Source organism: Trichococcus flocculiformis (assembly GCF_900113645.1).
GTDB classification, from domain to species: Bacteria; Bacillota; Bacilli; order Lactobacillales; family Aerococcaceae; genus Trichococcus; species Trichococcus flocculiformis.
In genome coordinates this window covers 65,872-86,306 of the sequence record NZ_FOQC01000002.1, presented here as the reverse complement: position 1 = coordinate 86,306, position 20,435 = coordinate 65,872, and the positions used below count along the sequence as shown (strand labels likewise).

Here is a 20,435-nt window from a genome sequence, read left to right as displayed (position 1 = left end):
GGGAAAAGCGATGTTTGAAAAAGAAAGAGCGGAGATCGATATAATCGACCGGGAGTTGGTAAAACTGTTCGAACGCCGGATGGATGCAGTGACGGAGATCGCGCGGATCAAGAAAGAGCATAAGCTGCCGATTCTTGACCAATCCAGGGAAGATAAGGTGTTGGATAAAGTGCGCCGTCTGACCGAGAACAAAGCCTACGAAGACAGCGTGGAAGACCTCTTCCGCTCCTTGATGACGATCACAAAGGCATTTGAAACCAAACAGAACGAAGAATAAAAAAGTATGCTGAAAAAGCGGCTGCGGAAAAGACGAAATCTTTTCCGCAGCCGCTTTTTGTGCGCTTGAGCAACTTTTATTTTTCGATCTATCTTCTCAGACTATGGCTGTTACAGCAGCCTTCGCAAAGGCCTGGCGCAGATCGGCGATCAAATCATCCGCATCTTCGATTCCAGTCGAGATGCGCAGCAGATCGTCGGTCAAACCATAAGATTCGCGGACTTCAATCGGAATGTCGGCATGGGTCTGGGTGGTCGGATAGGTAATCAGGCTTTCGACGCCACCCAAGCTTTCAGCGAAAGTGAAAATATTCAGGGCATCCAAGACGACAGGGATAGTTGCTTTATCATGCAGCGTGAAACTGAGCATGCCGCCTTTACCCGGATAATAGACCGATTTGATCAGTTTTTCCGATTCGAGATAAGCAACGACTGCCTGTGCATTCGCTTGATGCTGCTTCATGCGCAACGGCAATGTCTTCATTCCGCGGACTAAGAGCCAACAGTCGAAGGCATCCAAAGTACCGCCGGACGTATTCAGCTGGAAAGCCAACTGTTCACCGAGTGCTTTATTGTTCGTTACGACAGCCCCCGCCAACAGGTCATTATGGCCGCCGAGGTACTTGGTGGCGCTGTGGACGACGATATCAGCGCCCAAATCCAAAGGACGCTGCAACAGAGGTGTGTAGAAGGTGTTATCCACAATCACCAGCAGACCGTGTTTTTTGGCGATCTCAGCCACCGCGGCGATATCCGTTTCCTTCATCAACGGATTCGTCGGCGTTTCGATGTAGACTGCGGCCGTATTATCCTGGATGGCGGACGTGATATCAATCGGGTCATCGACATAAGTGAAGGAATAGAAGCCTTTTTTCTCCATATCCTGGAAATAGCGGAAGCTGCCGCCGTAAAGATCCCTGGATGCAACAAAATGGCTGTTGGCCGGAAAAATGCTGAAAGCAAGCTGGATGGCGCTCATGCCGGAGCTGGTAGCAAACCCTTGAACGCCATTTTCAAGAACAGCCAAACCTTCCTGAAGGATGTCCCTAGTCGGATTGGCGGTGCGTGTGTAGTCATAGCCGGTTGATTGGCCCAGACCAGGATGTCCATAAGCTGTGGACAAATAAATCGGTGCACTGACGGCGCCGGTATGCGGATCTTTTCTGTTGCCTAATTGTGCAAGATAGCTTTGAATGCTGATATTTTCCATCGTCGATTCTCCTTTATGCGAAATGACATACACAAGTATATTGCCATCCTTTTATCATTTAAAATTTATGTTAGTGCAATGGTAGCACGAGGGTTTGAAGTGGTCAATATTTTTATGTATTTTAAGTCAGTGATGGTGAGATGAATAATCGATCATGCTTGAACGGTTATTTCTCTCGAATGGTGTTAAAATACTGAAACTCGCGTATAATGGAAGTATAAGAACGAATGAAGGAGCGTGTAAGAATGGTAACGTTCACAAAGGAACTCAAGCGGATCCCACGCGGCGATGTGCCGGATTTTGTGGCTGCTGCTATGCCCCAATTTTATGAAGCAATCGGTTGTCCGAACGATGTGATCCTTTCCGTGCAGGCCAGCATGGCGCATTACTCGACCCCGAAAAAGAATGTCCCGGTTGAAGAATATGAAGCTTTTGAAGTGACGCTCACAAAAAAAGGCGCGTTCGTTGCGGTGGAAGACATCGTGAAAGACCATGCTATTATCGAAGCATTCAAACCCTACAAGACATCCGGAAAAGGGGCCTATCCGTTTGTGCCGGCCGAGGTCATCGAGCAATTATATTTACATCTGAAGAAATAATCAGAGAAGCCTTCACAATCGCAGCTATGTGGTATGTGGAGACTTTTTTTGGGAGATGAAAGGGACAAATTATTTCTTTTGGATCATTGACAATCCTTTTGGAATGTCGTATCATATAAGACGGTATTGTTTGCCCCACGATGAGCCCCGGAAACTCAATTGGATCAAACAGACAGAGAAGAATATGGAGGAAACAAACGTGCGTACAACATACATGGCTAAAGCAAGCGAAATGGACCGTAAATGGTTCGTAATCGACGCAACTGACATCCCATTGGGACGTTTATCAACACAAGTTGCAACTATTTTACGCGGTAAAAACAAACCAACTTTCACACCACACGTAGATACTGGTGATTATGTGATTGTTATCAATGCAGACAAAGTTACATTAACAGGTAAAAAAGCATCTGACAAAATTTATTCCCGTCATTCAGGTTATCCAGGTGGGCTAAAACAAATTTCAGCTGGTGAATTACGTGCTAAGAACTCAAGAAAATTAGTTGAATTGTCTGTTAAAGGCATGTTGCCAAAGAACTCTTTAGGCGCTAAACAATTCACTAAGTTACACGTATACGGTGAAGCAGTTCACCCACACGAAGCTCAACAACCAGAAGTTTTAGACATCACTAACCTAATTTAAGGAGGGAAATTCATTGGCACAAGCACAATATATCGCAACTGGTCGTCGTAAGAATTCGACTGCACGCGTACGTTTATTACCAGGAACAGGTAAAATCATTTTCAACAAAAAAGACATGGAAGAATACATCCCATTCGCTTACTTATATGAAGTAATCAAACAACCTTTAAACCTTACAGGTACTTTAGGTAGCTACGATATCTTCGTTAACGTAAACGGCGGCGGATTCACTGGACAAGCTGGAGCAGCTCGTCACGGTATCTCTCGTGCATTGCTAGAAGTAGATCCTGACTTCCGCGCACCATTAAAAGCAGCTGGTCTGTTAACACGTGACCCACGTATGGTTGAACGTAAGAAACCAGGTTTGAAAAAAGCGCGTAAAGCTTCACAATTCTCTAAACGTTAACATTTATTGTATCAACGTTCTGAAAAATCAATTAACAACCTTAAAGCATCGGCATCTTGCTGGTGCTTTTTTTATGGCATAAATTCAATAAAATGAAAGTATGGAGCATTCCATCAACAAAGGCGGTGTAAACAGTGAGTCCAAAAGAGAAAATGTTAGAGATAATCAAGAATAAACAAGGCGGCGGAAAATCCAAGCAAATCGACACGCCGAAAAATGATATCAAGAATATGCGTAAAGGTCCAAAAATTTTTAATAAGTAAGCCGGCTTATAAAACTTTGGAGCAATGAAAGACTGAAATACTGTACAAGTAATTAGCGTTGTATGAATGAACAAGTTCTGATCGCTAGCATATCTCAAATCTGGAGATCTCATTCGAAAGAATGCGGTCTTTTTGTTTGGAGTCAGAATTAAGTGTAAGATCATTTGAAAAAAGAGAAAACACTCTCGAGAGCTTTGTGATTGCACCTCACCAAATGTAGGAATATAGTAAGGGAAACAATACAAAAGAATAGCCTGTATTCTGCAAAGGACTGGAGGAATTTTTTTTGTGTACGGCAGTGACATATGAAGGGATGAATTTTTATTTTGGCAGAAATCTGGACTTAGATGTTTCGTTCAACGAGAAAGTAACGATTACTCCACGGCAGTTTGAATTTCGGTTCAGGAATGAAGCAGCAATCAAGTCTCACTGGGCGATGATCGGGATGGCTGCGGTAATCGATAATTATCCGCTGTATTATGATGCAATGAATGAAAAAGGGTTATGCATGGCGGGACTAAATTTTCCTGGGAATGCCTGTTATTTGTCCAGAAAAGAAGGAATGGAAAATATTGCTCCTTTCGAATTCATTCCCTTTATTCTCGGCAACTGCAGCAGTGTGGAAGAAGCCGTGGCTGTATTGAAAAATACGATTCTGATAAATGAACCATTCAATGATCTTCTGCCCTTGGCACCGCTGCATTGGATCATCTCAGATCAGAAGCGCTCGATTGTTGTGGAACCTATGTCGCATGGATTGAAGATATTTGATAATCCAGTGGGTGTCCTGACGAATAACCCAACGTTTGATTATCATTTGACGAATCTGAATAATTACCTGAATCTTACATCAGCCCCTCCGAACAATCGATTCTCCGGAAAAGTGGATTTGTCGGTATCTAGCATCGGTATGGGCAGTATCGGCTTACCAGGAGATCTTTCTTCTCCATCGCGATTTGTGCGTGCTGCTTTTACGAAAGCGAATGCGACGGAAGAAACAGATGAAGGCTCAGAGGTGGCTCAATTTTTCCATATTTTGGATGCTGTGGCCTTTACAAAAGGGTGTGCCGTCAACGAAGATGGCAGAGAAGAACTAACGATCTATTCGGCATGCATGAATACGCAAAAAGGCATTTATTATTACAAAACTTACAGTAACAATCAAATCAGTGCAGTCTATTTGAATCGTGCAGATTTGGACGGCAGTAAGCTTGAAACCTTTGAATTGATTACTTCTCAGCAAATCCGAGACATCAATTAATAGCTGTAACGGTTCAAATTAGAAATCGATTGATCAGTCCATCTATTTTCATTGCAAGGCCTTGTCCCAAAGACGAGGCTCTTTTTGGATAGCGGGTAATTTTAAGCAAGTTACTTTACAAAAGTTAGTTCCTGCGTTATGATTGACAGGTCAACAGTTGACAAGTCAATTGTTTGATCAGTCAGGATAATCCGCAAAATCGAGGTGAATTGGTATGAACTTGAGAGAAATCAGCAGATTGCTTTATCAGATTAAGCTCACAAATCAGGAGATCAATACGCTGTTCGAAAAAGAAACAGGTTTCAGCTTGACGCGCTATGAGATGCTGATGTTCCTGAAAGACAAGGGGACGTGTTCCCAAAATCAGATTCAGACAGAACTGAAGATAGACAGCGCGGCTATTACACGCCATCTGAAAATATTGGAACAAAAGGGCTATGTCATCCGGGAACGGAATGCTGAGAACAACCGAGAGGTCTTTGTTCAATTATCCGACAAGGCGATCCAAGATTTGGAGGCTTGCGGAAAAAAACATGATCAGGGGAAATCCTCCCTATCGCTTTCATTAAGCGACGAGGAAGCAGAGCAATTATCCATTTTGCTGAATAAACTATACTTACAAAGTTAAAAAGGAAGAGGCTATAAACATGACCAATAAATTTATCAATAACGATTTTTCGGATATCGCATTCGGAAGAAAATCGATCCGTCTTTATGATGAAAATTTTAAAATCAGTCAAGCAGAAATGTTGGAAATGATTCAGGAAGCTACGACTACACCTTCATCCGTGAATATGCAACCTTGGCGTTTTGTGGTTGTTGAGAGTGAGGAAGCAAAAGCCAAATTGAAACCGCTGATCCGTTTCAATACCAGACAAAATGATACTTCGTCAGCAATGGTTCTGATATTCGGCGATATGCAATGCTACGAGTACGGAGAAGAAATCTACGATGCAGCTGTTGCACAAGGCAAAATGTCCGCCGAAGTCCGAGACCAACAATTAGCCGCAATCATTCCTTACTACAAGAACTTTTCTAAAGAGCAGATGAATGATGTTGTCAAAATCGATTCGAGTTTGGCAGCGATGCAATTCATGCTGGTTGCCCGGGCCCATGGCTATGACACGAACCCTATCGGCGGCTTTGAAGCAGATCAGTTGGCGGATGCGTTCGATCTCGACAAGGAACGGTATGTGCCGGTTATGATCTTGTCAATCGGTAAAGCAATGGAAGAAGGCTATGAATCCGTACGGTTTGCGCCAGAGAAAATCACTAATTTTAAGTAGGTGGAGAAATGATAGTAATCAATGCAGAATTTTATATTGTACCTGAGCAAAAAAAACAATTTTTAAATGAAATTTCGGAATTAATTCAGGCATCCAGAAAAGAAGAAGGTTGCTTGTTTTATCAACTTTACGAAGCAGTTACAGATGAAAATAATTTTGTAATGGTTGAAAAATGGGAAAATCAACAAGCAATTGAGTTACATAATGCAACGTCTCATTTGCAAAACTTCGCTAAGAAAGTTCCGGATTATAGTCGCGATGCACCTAAAATAACGGTTAGTTTTGTAAAAGAGTAATAAAATATCGTTCCGTTAAAATAGTTATACTAAACTCTATCCAAAAAGACCTCATTACTTTATAGTATGAGGTCTTTTTGATATAGATTTTGCTTTTGGAGATGAAAAGCATCTCTGCACAGTGCTTATGCCTTAACCGACGCGCTTGTACCAGCATCCACATCATCGCTGTGGTGGTCTTTGACGGAAGCGCTGGAAACGGCATCGACATCGCCAATCAGTTTTTGGCCGGTCTGGGCCAGATACCAGTCAATGATCGGTTTGAAGTCGAGGATATATTCGTTGACGCCGGCATAGTTGCCGTCTTTGTCATGCAGCGCTTGATAATTATGCACGACATACTTGTCCGGTCCATGCGTCGGAACGTTGACACGGAAGGCATCCATTGTGCCGGAACGCAATTGTTGCAGTACCCATTCCACTCCTTTATGCACTCTTTCCGGGTGGCATTTGGAGAGCGGGTTTCCGACTTGGCCGGGCACGCGCGCAGCCAGCATTTCTTCGGCAGGTTTCGTATGGTTGTAGTAAAGGAATTGGTTGTTGCTGTCTGCATACGTCAATTCCATCGGCATCGACGCCAGGAAGTAATTCAGCTGATCAACAGTCAACAAGCCGCGTTCCAGTTTGACGTAGGTATTGCCTTCCACAGCGCCCACAAGCTCAGCCGCTTGTTCCAACCAGTCATCTGCTTCCTTATCGACGCCTTCAATCGTTGTTGCGATTTTTCCTGTAGCGTATAGGTCTTCCGGTTCGAGCACCGGTTTTTTCGGTCCTTCAACAGCAGAGACCAACGTGATGAACTGAGTGAATTTTTCCAGACAAGTGCCCAGAAAATCGATGGTGCGCTTGTCTTTCAGATTTTCCTGTTCATCGAAGGCTTCTTTGACTTTTCCCAGCAAAAATTCATTGCCTGGAAGGACGATGGCATTGACGCCTGGTGCATCGAGAATTTGGCGCAGGTGCAGTTGGGCACGGGAGGAGCCTTGATCATAGTAGGAAGCTCCAACGATCATGACCGGTTTGTTTTCCAATGGATGGATTTTGAAGGATAACCACTCCAGCACACTCTTCAAGCTTGCAGGGATTGTATGGTTGTGTTCAGGAGTAGCGATGATGATGCCATCCGCCTGCAGGATTTTTTGGTTCAACTTTTGCACAGCAGCGCTGTTCGTTTGGTCATCACTCTGATTGAACAAAGGGATGTCCTTGATTTCCAAAATCTCCAGGTCGAACAAGTGGCTGAATTGCTTTTTGATGTATTTCAACAAGATGCGGTTATATGACACTTCCGCGTTGGAACCTACAATACCGACTAATTTCATAATGTTTGTCTCCGATCTCTAGTTATTTTCCCAAGAAAAGTTTTCAGCTGCTTTAACGTGTGCGGCGTGGGTGTGCGATAGTTGTTTCATGATGTTGATGAACATTTGGAAGTCCTCGAACAAGCCTTCCAGCTCCTGGATCTGTTCTGGATTTTTCAGGTTGTTGTCTGCGTCGAAAGCCTGCAAAGAATGGCTAAGCAGGAACTCAGAACTTGGCATGATGCGGGCTTTCAATTCCGGCGCATCCAAGATCTGACGCAAATGCGCTTGCGCCCGTGACGAACCCAGTACGCCATAGGAAGCCCCTGTGATCATGACGGGCTTGTCGACGAAGGGGTAGATGCCGTAGGATAACCAGCTCAAAGCGCTCATCAGGGAAGCAGGAACTGCGTGATCGTATTCTGGTGTGCTGATGATGACGCCGTCAGCTGCTTCGATCTTTTCCGCCAAGGCTTTCGCCTCAGCCGGGATCTGCATGTCTGCCGGTTTGTCGAAGATCGGCAGGTCCTTGATTTCGACAATCTCGATGTCTGCCTTATCGGAAAAATGCTTTTGGATGTATTGCAGCAGCATACGGTTAGTGGAGTGGTCCGAGTTTGTGCCGACGAGGCCGATTAATTTATTCATGTGAATACTTCCTTCCAATTTGTAAATTTTTTATGAATCATTTAAACACGTGATTGAGAAAGTTGTTTGCGTTGCAGCCGGTTTTCCAAGCCTTTGGAGCAGTAGAGGCTACCGTCTTTCGTGATCAGGATGCCGTTGATGGCTTCCGAGTGATCTAATGCGGCTAGGATCACGTCGGCAGGTTGGCCGAATAAACGCGTCGTCCAGATTTCCCCATCGACAGAGTCATCGGCAACCACAGTCAAGCTGATGACATCCGTTTCTGCCGGATAGCCGGTCTGTGGGTCCAGAATATGGTGATAGTGCTTGCCTTGGGCTTCCAGCTGCCGTTCATACACACCAGAGGTAACCGCTGATTGGTTCTGGATTTTCAATACCGCGCTATAATGCGCGCGGGGAAGCATCGGATTTTGGATGCCGATGCGCCAATAGGGATCTTCATTGTTTTGGGATGGTCCGAACACAACGACATTTCCACCCAAATTGATGAGAGCTGAGGCTACACTGGCTTTCTTGAAGTAGTCCGTCAGGAGATCGGCAATATAGCCTTTTGCCAAAGCCCCCAAGTCTATGGACATACCTTCTTGCTGAAGGAAAACGGTCTGATCCTTCTCGGACAAGAGGATTTTATTGGGATCGGTGATTTCAAGAAGCCGCTGAATCTCTTCGGCATCCGGGACTTTGGCATCACCGAAACCGATCCGCCAAGTCTGCACCAGCGGTCCGATGGCGATATTCAGACGACTGTTGGGGGCTAAGCTATGGTATTTACCCACCTTGATCAAGTGGAACAAATCAGGATGGACAGCAAGAGGAGCTTTGCCTGCCAAATGGTTGATCTGCATCAGCTCCGACTTTGGATCATTGGCGCTGAAAAGTTGTTCGTATATTCGTAGGCGTCGGATCGCCTCCTCCAAAATAGCGTCCGGGTGCGTGTGCGTCACAAGCAGATCGATGATTGTTCCCATCAGACGGACCGTTGCTTTTTTTTGTTCCATATTTTCCACCACCTTCAGGATAACCGTGTCATTCTGTTGCGGGATTCCCCGAAAGGATCGCGCTTTCCAACTGCGCCAATTCTTTCAGCGCAATCGTGTTTTTGTTGATTTTTGAATAGGCTCTGGCATCATGGATCAATTCCAGCACTTCTTGCTGCGGCTTCCCCTGGATGATGGCATTTTTGGCCAACTGGATGGCTGCACGGGCAAGATAGTAGGTCACGTGATTGTCTGAACAAATGGAAACAGCATAAGATAGCAACGCGTTGCTCAGTTCGATCTCATCGATTTGGGAGAAGAAAGTGCCGCTTTGGAATACAATATTCAGTACACGCCAAATGTCTTCTGTCGTTTTGATCGGGTAAGCATAAATTTTTTCGAGCACTTTGCTGAAATAGAACTCTGCCTTATCCGAACTTTTTTCGCGGCTGTAAACCATGCCGATACCTGTATAAGCCAGCAAGCGAAAGATTTCAGTCTCTGCCCTATCATCGGCCAGCAAAATTTGATCGAAAGTGAACAAAATATCTGTCACTGAAATCTGCTGCGCAATCATGACGAACCCGTTCAAATAATGGAAGCGCAGAGCGAGGCTGTTTTCTTCGATTTCGCTCAAAGCGATGCTTCGCAGCAAGTCCGAAGCCTGGTCGTATTCACTTGTGATCAAAAAGAATTCTGCTTTATTCATTTTTTCTGTCGCTTCTGTATACTTGACGCCTACTTTAGGGAACAACTCTCCTAAGGGAAGGTTCAAGCGATTGCACAGTTTAATCAGAATTTTAAGATTCGGGACTTGCCCGTTGTTCTCGAAGCGGCTCAGTGTAGCTTGGGTACAGATCCCCTCTGCCAGTTCCATCTGCGAAAGGTTCAACGCTTTGCGGGCTTCAATAAATCGTTCGATGTTCATATTTACCTCCCTAATCATCCATGTGGCTCGGATGGCTACGACAAAGATTCGGATTCGTTTTGTATTTAATTTCACATTGCTTATATGAGTGATTATACGCTTACTGAATATAAGGGTCAATAGAATATATAAAAAAATATATAAAATGACGATTGGAAGATGCGCCTCGTCTCCTGAAAAGGCTTATCATTTCCAAATTGTAAGTAAATATATTAGACTATTCATACAAAGACAAAGGAGTGAATAAGATGACTGAACCTATTTTGAAGGATCCACGCGAGTTGTATCACACTGGAAAATTTGCAGATCAGGATCAACACACCCCAGCTTTGCAAGATAAGATGCTACCTGAACCCGATTGCGGGGAGGAAAGCTACGTAGGCAACCACTTGTTGGAGAATCGCCGGGTATTGATTACTGGTGGCGATTCCGGAATCGGACGGGCTGCAGCGATAGCTTATGCCAGAGAAGGCGCCGATGTAGCGATTCAATTTTTCCCTGGTGAAGAACGCGATGCAAAAGAAGTCGCTGAATATATAGAGAAGGCGGGCAGGAAGGCTGTATTGCTTCCATACGACCTTCGGGATGAAAGCAAATACCAAGAAATAATCGATAAGACCGTCGAGGTATTGGGTGGTCTGGATACGCTTGTATTGAATGCCGCCCAACAGATTGCGCGGGAGTCCATTTCGGAATTGCCGTTGGAACAAGTCAAAGATACGTTCACAGTCAACATCATCTCGATGTTCGGACTGGTGAAAGCTGCTGAGCCGCATCTGCCGGCGGGAGGTGCAATCATCACGACAACCTCGATCCAGGCTTATGATCCGAGCGGTCATCTGATGGATTATGCCGCAACCAAATCCGCAATAGCCAGCTTCACGATCAGCTTGGCGAAACAGTTCGCAAAGAAAGGCATCCGCGTGAATGGAGTAGCACCGGGACCAATCTGGACGCCGTTGCAATTGGATCACGGACAACCCGACGGCGCCTTGCCGGAATTCGGACAGAAAACCTTATTGGGAAGGGCAGGACAGCCGGTCGAATTGGCGCATGTCTATGTCTTCCTGGCGTCCAACAACGCCAGCTACGTGACCGCCCAAATCTATGGCGTGACCGGCGGCGATGTAATCGATTTGTGATTTCTCAATCATCGATCGGAAATTGTTGAAGACACTGTACAGAAAAAGTAATTTCAAAATAAGAAGAAGGACGAAAGCAGCCATGTGCTCTTGTCCTTTTTTCGCCTTTGCTTTTGCGCTTAACGGCGGTATCCAGCAGTATGCTGTAGCCCATTAGCAAGAAAGCACACCGCTGTTTGTGGCTTTGCCGATTGTCATTGTCTTGGCTGCATTCGTCCTCTACCTGATTTGGAACAAAAAAATCATAAAAAAATAAGTCCAATTTTTAAAAACTGGCGTATTACATGCTCTATCCACATCAAAAGGGATAGAGTTTTTATTTTGTGGAAATGAAAACCATGGACCAAGCCCATGATTTCGGATAGCCTCCATCAGTGTAAAAAAATCCTCACTAAGTGGCAGAATATATTCGATTTGCCAACCAATAAATATCCATGACTTATGAGGATTCAGCTACAGAACGTGCCGCATTTGCTGGAGTCGACCATGACTGAGCTGCATGGCGCGCACGGTTATCTGATCAATCAATTTTTGTCCCCACTGACTAACGAACGGATGCATACGACGGTTCGCTGGAAAACCGTTACTTGTTTCCAAAAGAAATCATCGAGCGAATACGCTTCTCCTTCAAAGGTTCCTTATGGATCAGATTATCCCTGACAGCATACGATGATTCAGAAAAACAAAATAGCTTGAATGATTGGTAAACAATCGGGAAATGGCTTGAAAAAGACGGCATCGATTACATCGACGTTTCCACAGGAGAGCTTCTTGACAAGAAACCGAACATTCCCGTCCGCCCAGGCTATCAAGTCCCTTACACCAATGCGATGAAAGAAGCTGTTTCGATTCCGGTTTCTGCGGTCGGCCTGCTAGACAATCTAGGCTTGTGCGAACACATATCCTCCAAACCAACCAAGCAGCCTGATCCTGCAAGGCAGAGCGCATATCCGCAACGTAAATTGGTTGGCCGATGCTGCTGAGGAGCTTCGCGACACAAATTTTAAAATGTATAATCATTCTTACCAAAGAGGGCAGAGAAGGAGATAGAGTGGTTGCGAGGGAAATTATGCCTGTTAAAATTCAGAACAATATGCAAAATCCGGTTTTAGCAAAACTCTCACAGTTTCAGAAATTTCAATATTTCAATCAATTTCTAAATTGGATAAAGAATTTAAGAGATTTAAAGCATCAGCAGAAATGTCGATGCTTTTTTGATATACTATAACAAAATATCCTTTTAACGGCTGGAGGTTTAAAATGAATTCTTATAGTATTAGAAAAGTAATGAAATTTAATATCACAGAAAAAATTGAGATAAAAAGAACAGAAAACTCTTCTAAAGTTATAGGGACAATAATTCCTAGCAAGAAAAATGGTGTAACTGACACTCAAAAGATAAATGGAGAACAGTTTGAAGTATTCAACTGTGAATTTTATGTAGAAAAACACGGTGACATCATTGTCGATGGAACACCTTACACTGAATTTAAAGTAATTAATCCTTTTAAACTATATTTCTCTAATAGAAGCGGGTTATTGATTGGTCATGTAGGTTTGTCAATAGCTACTCCATTTTTAAAATACTTAAAAGATAGTAATCCATCAATAGTAAATTATTCATACATTAATTTTGATTTTACAAAAATTGTTAGGAATAAGGCTCTAGTTGATCAAGTTTGGTTCGGCACAACTGATGTACATGCAAGGACTAAGGGGTTTAATGGGACCGAGGTTAATAAAAATAAAGAAGCTATGAAAGCAATAAATGATGGCAAAGCTACATATATTAAAGTTTCTATAGATGTTAACTCAAACGGAAAAAATAAAAAAAGGATAGTCGGATTTTCTAAAAAAAGTGGAATAGTTATAGTGAAAAAAAATGATCCATCAATAGACACTCTTGAAAAAGAGTTGAGTCTTTTGATGGACACTTATAAAACATATTCAGAATTTAAGTAATATCTGATAAAGCTAAATAGTTGGAAACGACGTCATCTAGTACTTCTTGACTAGACGACACAATAGTAAGCTCATTATTTGTAATTTTAATTGTACAATTTTGTTGTGTAAATTCTAAAGAGAAAGACTCGATCTCTTTTTGGTCTATCCGCTTTGTCATTAATCCATAAAAAGGGTTTAATCCTGTGAAAGAAAGTAAAAGAGTATATAGAGGTTCATTAAACAACTCATTAAATTCGTTTGGATTTTTTTCGTTAGAGATACTTATATGTTGAGTCATTGTTTGGAAAAAGTTTAGTGCGGCCGTTAATTCTTTTCTTGATTGTTTATAGCTTAAAGTACATTTGTATGCAATAGTTAATTCAAATATGTCATCTTCAATAGTATTCAGACTTAGTGAATATTTTCTAATGTCAGGCAGTTCAATCTGGTATTCTAAATAATTTTCAGTGTCTTGTTGTATGGTAAAAGTATATTTTGATTTTTTTTTTAGGTAATCAATTAACTTTTTATTTGTTGTAATTAAGCAATCTTCATTGTTCGTCTGAATAGCATGAGAAATTTCCCAAGTGACTTGAGGTTTTTTAACCCATTCGTTCCATTTTCTGTTTATAAACGAGAAAATAATAATAGAATCATTATAAAAATATAGAAAGAGGCAGCTTAAAACACTTACCAATGTCCAGACAAATCCATAATCAGGTAGGTATTTAGTGCCAATTGCCTCTAAATATAAATATAAAAGAGAAAATAAAATGATGATAGGGTATTTAATTTTTTTATTCATTTAATCAGCTCCTTCTAAGGTTGGATAGATATCTGTTGATTAATGATACCAAAAATTGAAATATGAATCCAATAAATTCAATGCAGCGGCATATTGTGGCTGTGTCTTAACTGCCTTTAGTTCAAGGCAATAGTGTTGAGTTATTAAAAGCTGTTATGGCTTTAGCGTATCGTCTAGATTCATAGGATACTCTGATATTTTGTTAGAATAAAAAAAGCTCATTCGAAAAAAAGAATAAAAAATATAAAAATATTTTTGCCCATTGTGATAGAATAAACTTAAGTATGTATAACAAACACGGAGGTGAAGTGATGTTATCCAATTTTTCGTTTATTCCAGAGGATTGGGGAATTTTAAGAAGTTTGGGTGAAAGTGCTGAACAATTAATTTATCGTGATCCCAATGCATCTATTGTTAAAATACGCTCTTTAGCCGAAAAAATGACAACGGCAATCTATAAAATTGAGAACATTGAAGTCAAGGATTTGGATAGACAGATAGATAAATTAAATGATTTGGAAAATAAAGGGATCTTATCTGCTGACATCGCCTTTATATTCCATACTATCCGAATGACAGGAAATAAAGCAGCACACCAAGGATCTTTTGGCACTGTTCAAGAAGCAATGGATACACTTAAGTTAGCTTTCTATTTAACTTGTTGGTTTGTAGAAGTTTATGTGATCTACGATTTTATTTCTCCTGATTTTCGGATACCAGTTGACAGTGAAAAAATACAGGCTGAACAAATAAGAGCACTTGAAAAAAAACTTCAGGAACAAGAAGTTGAATTTGAGAAAAAGTTTAAAGAAATCCTGATTTATCCGCTAGGTAATGACGGAGCAGATAAGATGGCCAGACGTCAACGCTCACAAAAATATATTAAAAAAAATCCTCCAAACGAGGAGCAAACGCGTATTTTGATTGATGAGCAGCTCAGAAGTGCTGGATGGGAAGCGGATACAAGGCTGCTCAATAACAAGACTAAAAAAACGATGCCCGAAAAAGGACGTAAAATAGCTATCTCTGAATGGAAATGTGGTACCGGCTATGCGGACTATGCGCTGTTTGATGGGCTGAAATTAGTTGGAGTAGTTGAAGCAAAAAAATATAATAAAGACGTTGCAGGAGATATGCTTCAATCAAAAGAATATGCGCGGGATGTGCAAATTATACCAGGCATTGAACTAATTGGTAAATGGAAAGAGTATAATGTCCCATTTGTTTACGCGACTAATGGACGACCATATCTGAAACAGTTAGCTGAAAAATCTGGCATTTGGTTTTGGGATGCACGTACTCCATTAAAATCATCCTATGCCTTGGAGAGTTGGCATTCTCCAAAGGATTTAAGAAAGAAACTGGAAGTAAACGAAGCAGAGGCTGAAAAAGAACTTGCAGAGACGGCTTATCCTGAGTTTGCCGGAAGATACTATCAAGTTGATGCGGTAAAAGCTGTAGAGGAATCGCTATCAGATAATCAACGAAGAATGTTGCTAGCTATGGCAACGGGAACCGGAAAAACACGAACAGCATTATCACTTATGTATCGTCTCATCAAAACTAAGCGTGTTAGAAGAATTTTATTCCTAGTGGACCGGACTGCATTGGGAAGGCAAACCACGGATGCATTAAAGGATACCAAAGTTGAAAATATATCATTTTCAGACATCTATGATGTTAAAGAAGTGACAGATGTTATGCCCGAGGATGCAACCAAAATTCAAATTGCAACCGTTCAAGGGATGGTTCGCCGTTTATTTTATCAAGATGATCAAGAAAAGGTTCCTTCAGTCGGTACCTACGATTTCATTATAGTGGATGAAGCTCATCGAGGATACACTGAAGATAAAGAAATGACAGAAGATGAAATAACGTATTTTGACGAAAAAGAGTATATCAGCCAATACCGTCGGGTAATAGATTATTTTGATGCAGCTGTTCTGGGATTAACCGCTACTCCAGCTTTACATACCACTCAAATATTCGGGCCGCCTATCTATACTTATTCTTACACTGATGCAGTTGTTGATGGTTACTTGGTGGATCATGATCCACCTTACAAATTTGAAACAGAATTGTCAAAAAATGGAATAAACTTTGTAGAAGGTGAAGAAGTCACACTTTGGGATCCAGAAACTAAACATATTGATAAAGCACATTTAGAAGATGAGTTAAACTTTGATGTAAAAGAGTTCAATAAAAAAGTAATTACTGAATCATTTAACCAAGTTATTTTATCAGCTCTTGCTGACCATATTGATCCGAATGATGATGCAAAGACACTTATTTTTGCCGCTACTGATAATCATGCGGATATGGTTGTGCGCATTCTTAAAGAAGCATATACAGAAAAAGGGATTCCTGTAGACGATGATGCTATTGAAAAAATTACTGGATCAATCAGGCATCCTAATAAGGAAATCAAAAGATTCAAGAATGAAAAAAATCCTAATATTGTTGTTACTGTGGACTTGTTAACGACGGGAATTGATGTTCCAAGGATCAGTAATCTTGTATTCATGCGTAGGGTACGTTCAAGAATTCTATATGATCAAATGCTAGGTCGAGCCACACGACTTTGTCCGGAGATTGGAAAGTCAGCCTTTAAAGTATTTGATGCTGTACATATATATGATACTTTACAAGAAATTACGGATATGAAACCTCTCGTTGCGAATCCCAAACAAAAAGCACTGGATATCTACGAGGCAGCAATAAATTCTAAAACCGATGAAGAATTTGGTTTCTATAAGGCAGAGTTAATAGCGAAACTTCAAAGAAGAAAGCAATCCTTGTCTGAGAGAACGAAAGAAGAAATTAAAGAGCTGAATAATATCGATTATCTTGACTCTTGGATTCAGTCGATTAAAGGCATGGACAAAAAAGAGTTGGAATCAGAATCAGAGAATATTCAACGAATGATAGAATATCGCTCAGGCCAAGTGCCAATAATCGTTTCTAATAAAGAGGATAAGCTTATTTCAACAGATCGTGGTTACGGTGAGGGCAATGTGAAGCCAGCCGATTATCTAAGTGGTTTCAACAAGTTTATACGAGAAAACATCAACCTCATTCCAGCTTTGAAAATTGTGGTAAGTCGCCCTAAGGATTTAACTCGGGAAGACTTGCGGACCATTCTGTTAAAGTTAAAAGAGCATAAGTATGATGAAAGGGCATTGCAGACAGCTTGGCGAATTACTAAAAATGAAGTAATTGCGGCAGATATCATTAGTTTTATCCGGCAGGCAGCTCTAGGTAGCACTTTGGTAGATCATGAAACTCGTATAAAAAATGCAATGAAAAAAGTATATGGAATGAATAATTGGACGACTAATCAAGAAAATTGGCTGATTCGAATTGAAAAACAACTCCTTCAGCAATCTGTATTGGGACCAACCGCAAAGGAAGCTTTTAACGACAATGGAATATTCCAACAAAATGGAGGCTATCCCCGTATGAAGGCAACGTTTGGTGATCAAACAGAATCAATCATTGATGTTATCAATGAAAATTTGTATGCTTAAAAAATCAGCCTCGATTTTTTTCGAGGCTTTTTCTCTGTTATAATACTAATGTTAGACAATTGGAGGACAATACAATGACAAATAATGAAATCGTAGCAAAATTATGGAGCATGGCCAATGTTTTACGAGATGATGGAATCAGCTACCAAAATTATGTTACTGAGCTGACATACTTACTATTTTTAAAAATGATGAAAGAACAAGGAACTGAATCAGCGATACCAGAGGGGTATCATTGGGATGATCTCTTGGCAAAAGAAGGATTGAAATTAAAAACCTTTTACAAACAATTGCTATTAGACCTAGGTAATCCAGAAATCGCTAAAGATAATCGCTTAAATATGATTTATGACGATGCATCGACAAGTATTGATGAGCCAGCTAACTTGGAAAAAATTATAAAAGACATAGATGCATTAGATTGGTACTCTGCTAAACATGAAGGGCTTGGCGATTTGTATGAAGGCTTGTTGGAAAAAAATGCTAATGAGACTAAATCGGGTGCGGGACAATATTTTACACCACGTATATTAATTGATGTAATGGTTCAATTAACCAGACCTGAATTAGGTGAGAAACTAAATGATCCAGCAGCTGGGACTTTTGGATTCATGATTGCAGCGGACCATTACTTGAAAGAGAAATACGACCAATTCTTTGATTTAACTCCTGAGCAAGTTAAATTTCAAAAGAAAGAAGCACTTTCTGGTATGGAGTTAGTCCAAAATACTCATCGCTTGGCTTTGATGAATGCGCTACTTCACGATATTGAAGGTCAGTTGGAGCAAGGAGATTCGCTATCTACTAACGGAAAGTGGATGAAAGGTTATGATGTTGTTCTGACAAATCCACCTTTTGGTACTAAAAAAGGTGGAGAGCGTGCGACGCGTGATGACTTGACCTACGAAACTTCAAATAAACAATTAAATTTTTTACAAACTATCTATAATTCCCTCAAAACAACAGGTAAAGCACGTGCAGCTGTTGTTGTTCCAGACAATGTATTGTTTGCAGATAATGTTGGAGAGCAGATTCGAAAAGATTTATTAAATAAATGTAACTTACATACAATCCTGCGTTTACCAACCGGTATTTTTTATGCACAGGGTGTTCAAACAAATGTTTTATTCTTTGGTCGGGGAGCAAGTGAGAAAGAAAATACGAAAGAAACTTGGATATATGACATGCGCAGTAATATGCGTTCACTTGGGAAACGTAGTCCCCTTAGAAAAGACGATTTCAAAGAGTTTATCGAATGCTTTAATTTAGATAATTTAACTCAGCGGCAAGAAACTTGGAGTTTAGAAAATCCGAACGGGCGTTGGCGTAAATATTCAATCGAAGACATCCGTAAGAGGGCAAATACAAATCTGGATATTTTCTGGATGGAAGCGGAAAAAGATGGACCAGCCTATTCAATATCTGAATTGCTTGATTTGATGGAACAGAAATCAACTGCAATTTCAGAATCGATTACAAAGCTACAAGAATTACTGGGAGATGTAAGCGAATGATTGATACAAAGGCCCTTCGAAAAAAAATCCTTGACTTAGCAATGCATGGAAAATTAGTTGAGCAAGACCAAGAAGATGATTCAGCAAACGAATTGCTTGCAAGTATCAAAGAAAAAAAAGAAATAGCAATACTGAAAAAAAGAATGCAAAATGATAAGAACTTTCTCAAAATTACAGAAAAGGAACAACCTTATGAAATACCTGAGGAATGGGTCTGGGCAAGATTGTCAAGTATTTCAAAAGATATATTTGCTGGCGGTGACAAACCGAAAGAATATTCTAGAGATAAAAATGAGAAGTATAATGTGCCAATTTTTGCTAATGGTGCAACCAATAACGGGTTATATGGATATACTACTGAACCAAAAGTACTTGAAAAGGCACTTACTATTTCCGCTCGAGGAACTATTGGATATTGTGCAATTAGGAACGAACCTTTTGTACCAATTGTAAGGCTTCTTACGATCATACCTTTTGAAGAACATATTAGTATAGACTTTATTAAATATTATTTTGAATTCAGTATTGAAACAGGAGAAGGGACGAGTATTAAGCAACTTACTGTACCTTCAATTAAATCGAGGCTGATTCCCATTCCACCATTGAAAGAGCAAAAACATATTGTTTCGAAAATAGATGAGCTATTCTCATTTATAGAGGTGATAGAAAAAGAATTTACTGAATACAATCAACTTACTATGAAACTAGATGAAAAAATTCTTGATTGTGCAATGAGAGGCGGATTAGTTGAACAAGATCCATGTGATGAACCCGTTAGTGAATTACTCACACGAATCAAGATAAAAAAAGAGCAAATTTTATATAATAAGAAAATAAAGAAGATAAAATTGTCCGAAGATAAAAGTGAAATAGATGGATATATTGAAATACCTGAAAGCTGGGAATGGGTAAAATTAACAGATATTTGTACAAAGATTACAGATGGTTCACATAATCCTCCTAAAAACTCTGGGTTCGGAGTTCAAATGATTTCTGCGACAAATATAACTGATGAAGGGATAGATTTTACAAAAACAAGTCGTTATCTTACCAAAGAACAATTTTTACAGGAAGATAAGCGGACCGAAATAAGAAGAGGAGATGTTTTACTTTCAATTGTAGGATCCATTGGGAAAGTATCAGTTGTTGACACTGATATTCCATTTACAGCACAAAGAAGTGTGTCAGTATTGAAGACGTTAATCGATTCTAATTTTTTGGGATACCAACTAAAAAGTGATTATTTTCAGCGATCATTAATGAGGAAAGCTTCAGGAAACGCTCAAAAAGGAGTATATTTGAGAACACTCGGACAAATGATGATTGCATTACCACCCATTAATGAACAAAAACGTATTGTCAAAGAAATAGGAAAATATAAACATTTACTGAAAAACTAATCAGGCTAA

General features: G+C 40.6%; 20 protein-coding genes. 14 read left to right on the top strand and 6 right to left on the bottom strand.

Annotation, left to right across the window (positions count from 1 at the left end):
* The first annotated feature begins 10 nt into the window (after positions 1–10).
* Entirely contained in the window at positions 11–277 is a 267-nt protein-coding gene (locus BMZ71_RS01345; RefSeq protein ID WP_086987899.1) for a chorismate mutase, read from the top strand.
* A gap of 96 nt (positions 278–373) precedes the next feature.
* Here the strand turns inward: BMZ71_RS01345 and BMZ71_RS01340 are convergent, their stop codons facing one another.
* Positions 374–1,486, bottom strand: coding sequence for a PLP-dependent transferase (locus BMZ71_RS01340; protein WP_086987900.1), 1,113 nt, complete (start codon positions 1,484–1,486; stop codon positions 374–376).
* Positions 1,487–1,731: 245 nt separating this feature from the next.
* Between BMZ71_RS01340 and BMZ71_RS01335 the strand changes: the two genes are divergently transcribed.
* The 8 genes from BMZ71_RS01335 (at position 1,732) to BMZ71_RS01305 (ending at position 6,240) form a co-directional block, all read left to right on the top strand.
* A complete protein-coding gene (locus BMZ71_RS01335) occupies positions 1,732–2,085 on the top strand; it encodes a hypothetical protein (protein ID WP_086987901.1) in 354 nt (117 codons plus the stop codon).
* Positions 2,086–2,284: 199 nt separating this feature from the next.
* Positions 2,285–2,728 (top strand): 50S ribosomal protein L13, encoded by a 444-nt coding sequence (gene rplM / locus BMZ71_RS01330; protein ID WP_068559350.1) that lies wholly within the window; start codon positions 2,285–2,287, stop codon positions 2,726–2,728.
* Positions 2,729–2,741: 13 nt separating this feature from the next.
* Positions 2,742–3,134, top strand: coding sequence for a 30S ribosomal protein S9 (rpsI, locus tag BMZ71_RS01325; protein ID WP_068558925.1), 393 nt, complete (start codon positions 2,742–2,744; stop codon positions 3,132–3,134).
* 134 nt (positions 3,135–3,268) lie between these two features.
* Positions 3,269–3,397: a hypothetical protein gene (locus tag BMZ71_RS15420; protein ID WP_068558923.1), complete on the top strand. Its 129-nt coding sequence runs from the start codon at positions 3,269–3,271 to the stop codon at positions 3,395–3,397.
* A 286-nt stretch (positions 3,398–3,683) separates the two neighbouring features.
* Positions 3,684–4,658 (top strand): choloylglycine hydrolase, encoded by a 975-nt coding sequence (bsh, locus tag BMZ71_RS01320; protein WP_086987902.1) that lies wholly within the window; start codon positions 3,684–3,686, stop codon positions 4,656–4,658.
* Between the two features lie 214 nt (positions 4,659–4,872).
* Positions 4,873–5,286, top strand: a complete 414-nt coding sequence (locus BMZ71_RS01315) for a MarR family winged helix-turn-helix transcriptional regulator (protein ID WP_086987903.1) — start codon at positions 4,873–4,875, stop codon at positions 5,284–5,286.
* 19 nt (positions 5,287–5,305) lie between these two features.
* The gene (locus tag BMZ71_RS01310; RefSeq protein ID WP_068558917.1) at positions 5,306–5,944 is read left to right on the top strand and encodes a nitroreductase family protein; all 639 of its coding nucleotides are present in this window, start codon (positions 5,306–5,308) and stop codon (positions 5,942–5,944) included.
* A gap of 8 nt (positions 5,945–5,952) precedes the next feature.
* Positions 5,953–6,240, top strand: coding sequence for a putative quinol monooxygenase (locus tag BMZ71_RS01305; protein ID WP_086987904.1), 288 nt, complete (start codon positions 5,953–5,955; stop codon positions 6,238–6,240).
* Positions 6,241–6,365: 125 nt separating this feature from the next.
* On the opposite strand, the gene BMZ71_RS01300 is transcribed toward BMZ71_RS01305, so the two are convergent.
* The 4 genes from BMZ71_RS01300 to BMZ71_RS01285 are packed head-to-tail and all read right to left on the bottom strand — an operon-like array spanning position 6,366 to position 10,094.
* Entirely contained in the window at positions 6,366–7,562 is a 1,197-nt protein-coding gene (locus BMZ71_RS01300; RefSeq protein WP_086987905.1) for an NAD(P)H-dependent oxidoreductase, read from the bottom strand.
* Positions 7,563–7,580: 18 nt separating this feature from the next.
* A complete protein-coding gene (locus BMZ71_RS01295) occupies positions 7,581–8,189 on the bottom strand; it encodes an NADPH-dependent FMN reductase (protein ID WP_086987906.1) in 609 nt (202 codons plus the stop codon).
* A gap of 41 nt (positions 8,190–8,230) precedes the next feature.
* Positions 8,231–9,187: an FAD:protein FMN transferase gene (locus tag BMZ71_RS01290; protein ID WP_086987907.1), complete on the bottom strand. Its 957-nt coding sequence runs from the start codon at positions 9,185–9,187 to the stop codon at positions 8,231–8,233.
* 28 nt (positions 9,188–9,215) lie between these two features.
* The gene (locus BMZ71_RS01285) at positions 9,216–10,094 is read right to left on the bottom strand and encodes a helix-turn-helix domain-containing protein (RefSeq protein ID WP_086987908.1); all 879 of its coding nucleotides are present in this window, start codon (positions 10,092–10,094) and stop codon (positions 9,216–9,218) included.
* A 248-nt stretch (positions 10,095–10,342) separates the two neighbouring features.
* Between BMZ71_RS01285 and BMZ71_RS01280 the strand changes: the two genes are divergently transcribed.
* Both BMZ71_RS01280 and BMZ71_RS01275 read left to right on the top strand, forming a co-directional pair.
* Entirely contained in the window at positions 10,343–11,236 is an 894-nt protein-coding gene (locus BMZ71_RS01280; protein WP_068558906.1) for an SDR family oxidoreductase, read from the top strand.
* 1,260 nt (positions 11,237–12,496) lie between these two features.
* Entirely contained in the window at positions 12,497–13,198 is a 702-nt protein-coding gene (locus BMZ71_RS01275; RefSeq protein WP_086987909.1) for a hypothetical protein, read from the top strand.
* Here the strand turns inward: BMZ71_RS01275 and BMZ71_RS01270 are convergent.
* On the bottom strand, positions 13,191–13,985 hold the full coding sequence (locus BMZ71_RS01270; protein ID WP_086987910.1) for a hypothetical protein: 795 nt from the start codon (positions 13,983–13,985) through the stop codon (positions 13,191–13,193). The genes BMZ71_RS01275 and BMZ71_RS01270 overlap by 8 nt on opposite strands.
* A 311-nt stretch (positions 13,986–14,296) precedes the next feature.
* Here BMZ71_RS01270 and hsdR point away from each other — a divergent pair, with 311 nt between their 5' ends.
* The 3 genes from hsdR (at position 14,297) to BMZ71_RS01255 (ending at position 20,426) form a co-directional block, all read left to right on the top strand.
* Positions 14,297–17,512 carry a type I restriction-modification system endonuclease gene (gene hsdR / locus BMZ71_RS01265; protein ID WP_177187454.1) on the top strand — a complete coding sequence of 1,072 codons (3,216 nt, stop codon included), beginning with the start codon at positions 14,297–14,299 and terminating at the stop codon, positions 17,510–17,512.
* A 74-nt stretch (positions 17,513–17,586) separates the two neighbouring features.
* Positions 17,587–19,026: a class I SAM-dependent DNA methyltransferase gene (locus tag BMZ71_RS01260; protein WP_086987912.1), complete on the top strand. Its 1,440-nt coding sequence runs from the start codon at positions 17,587–17,589 to the stop codon at positions 19,024–19,026.
* Positions 19,023–20,426, top strand: coding sequence for a restriction endonuclease subunit S (locus BMZ71_RS01255; RefSeq protein WP_086987913.1), 1,404 nt, complete (start codon positions 19,023–19,025; stop codon positions 20,424–20,426). Before BMZ71_RS01260 ends, BMZ71_RS01255 begins: the two co-directional genes overlap by 4 nt.
* The last annotated feature ends 9 nt before the right edge of the window (positions 20,427–20,435 follow it).

Coding starts and splice junctions, on each gene's coding strand:
- BMZ71_RS01345 (WP_086987899.1), top strand. CDS start 11: ATGTTTGAAAAAGAAAGAGCGGAGATCGATATAATCGACCGGGAGTTG.
- BMZ71_RS01340 (WP_086987900.1), bottom strand. CDS start 1,486: ATGGAAAATATCAGCATTCAAAGCTATCTTGCACAATTAGGCAACAGA.
- BMZ71_RS01335 (WP_086987901.1), top strand. CDS start 1,732: ATGGTAACGTTCACAAAGGAACTCAAGCGGATCCCACGCGGCGATGTG.
- BMZ71_RS01315 (WP_086987903.1), top strand. CDS start 4,873: ATGAACTTGAGAGAAATCAGCAGATTGCTTTATCAGATTAAGCTCACA.
- BMZ71_RS01310 (WP_068558917.1), top strand. CDS start 5,306: ATGACCAATAAATTTATCAATAACGATTTTTCGGATATCGCATTCGGA.
- BMZ71_RS01305 (WP_086987904.1), top strand. CDS start 5,953: ATGATAGTAATCAATGCAGAATTTTATATTGTACCTGAGCAAAAAAAA.
- BMZ71_RS01300 (WP_086987905.1), bottom strand. CDS start 7,562: ATGAAATTAGTCGGTATTGTAGGTTCCAACGCGGAAGTGTCATATAAC.
- BMZ71_RS01295 (WP_086987906.1), bottom strand. CDS start 8,189: ATGAATAAATTAATCGGCCTCGTCGGCACAAACTCGGACCACTCCACT.
- BMZ71_RS01290 (WP_086987907.1), bottom strand. CDS start 9,187: ATGGAACAAAAAAAAGCAACGGTCCGTCTGATGGGAACAATCATCGAT.
- BMZ71_RS01285 (WP_086987908.1), bottom strand. CDS start 10,094: ATGAACATCGAACGATTTATTGAAGCCCGCAAAGCGTTGAACCTTTCG.
- BMZ71_RS01280 (WP_068558906.1), top strand. CDS start 10,343: ATGACTGAACCTATTTTGAAGGATCCACGCGAGTTGTATCACACTGGA.
- BMZ71_RS01275 (WP_086987909.1), top strand. CDS start 12,497: ATGAATTCTTATAGTATTAGAAAAGTAATGAAATTTAATATCACAGAA.
- BMZ71_RS01270 (WP_086987910.1), bottom strand. CDS start 13,985: ATGAATAAAAAAATTAAATACCCTATCATCATTTTATTTTCTCTTTTA.
- hsdR (WP_177187454.1), top strand. CDS start 14,297: ATGTTATCCAATTTTTCGTTTATTCCAGAGGATTGGGGAATTTTAAGA.
- BMZ71_RS01260 (WP_086987912.1), top strand. CDS start 17,587: ATGACAAATAATGAAATCGTAGCAAAATTATGGAGCATGGCCAATGTT.
- BMZ71_RS01255 (WP_086987913.1), top strand. CDS start 19,023: ATGATTGATACAAAGGCCCTTCGAAAAAAAATCCTTGACTTAGCAATG.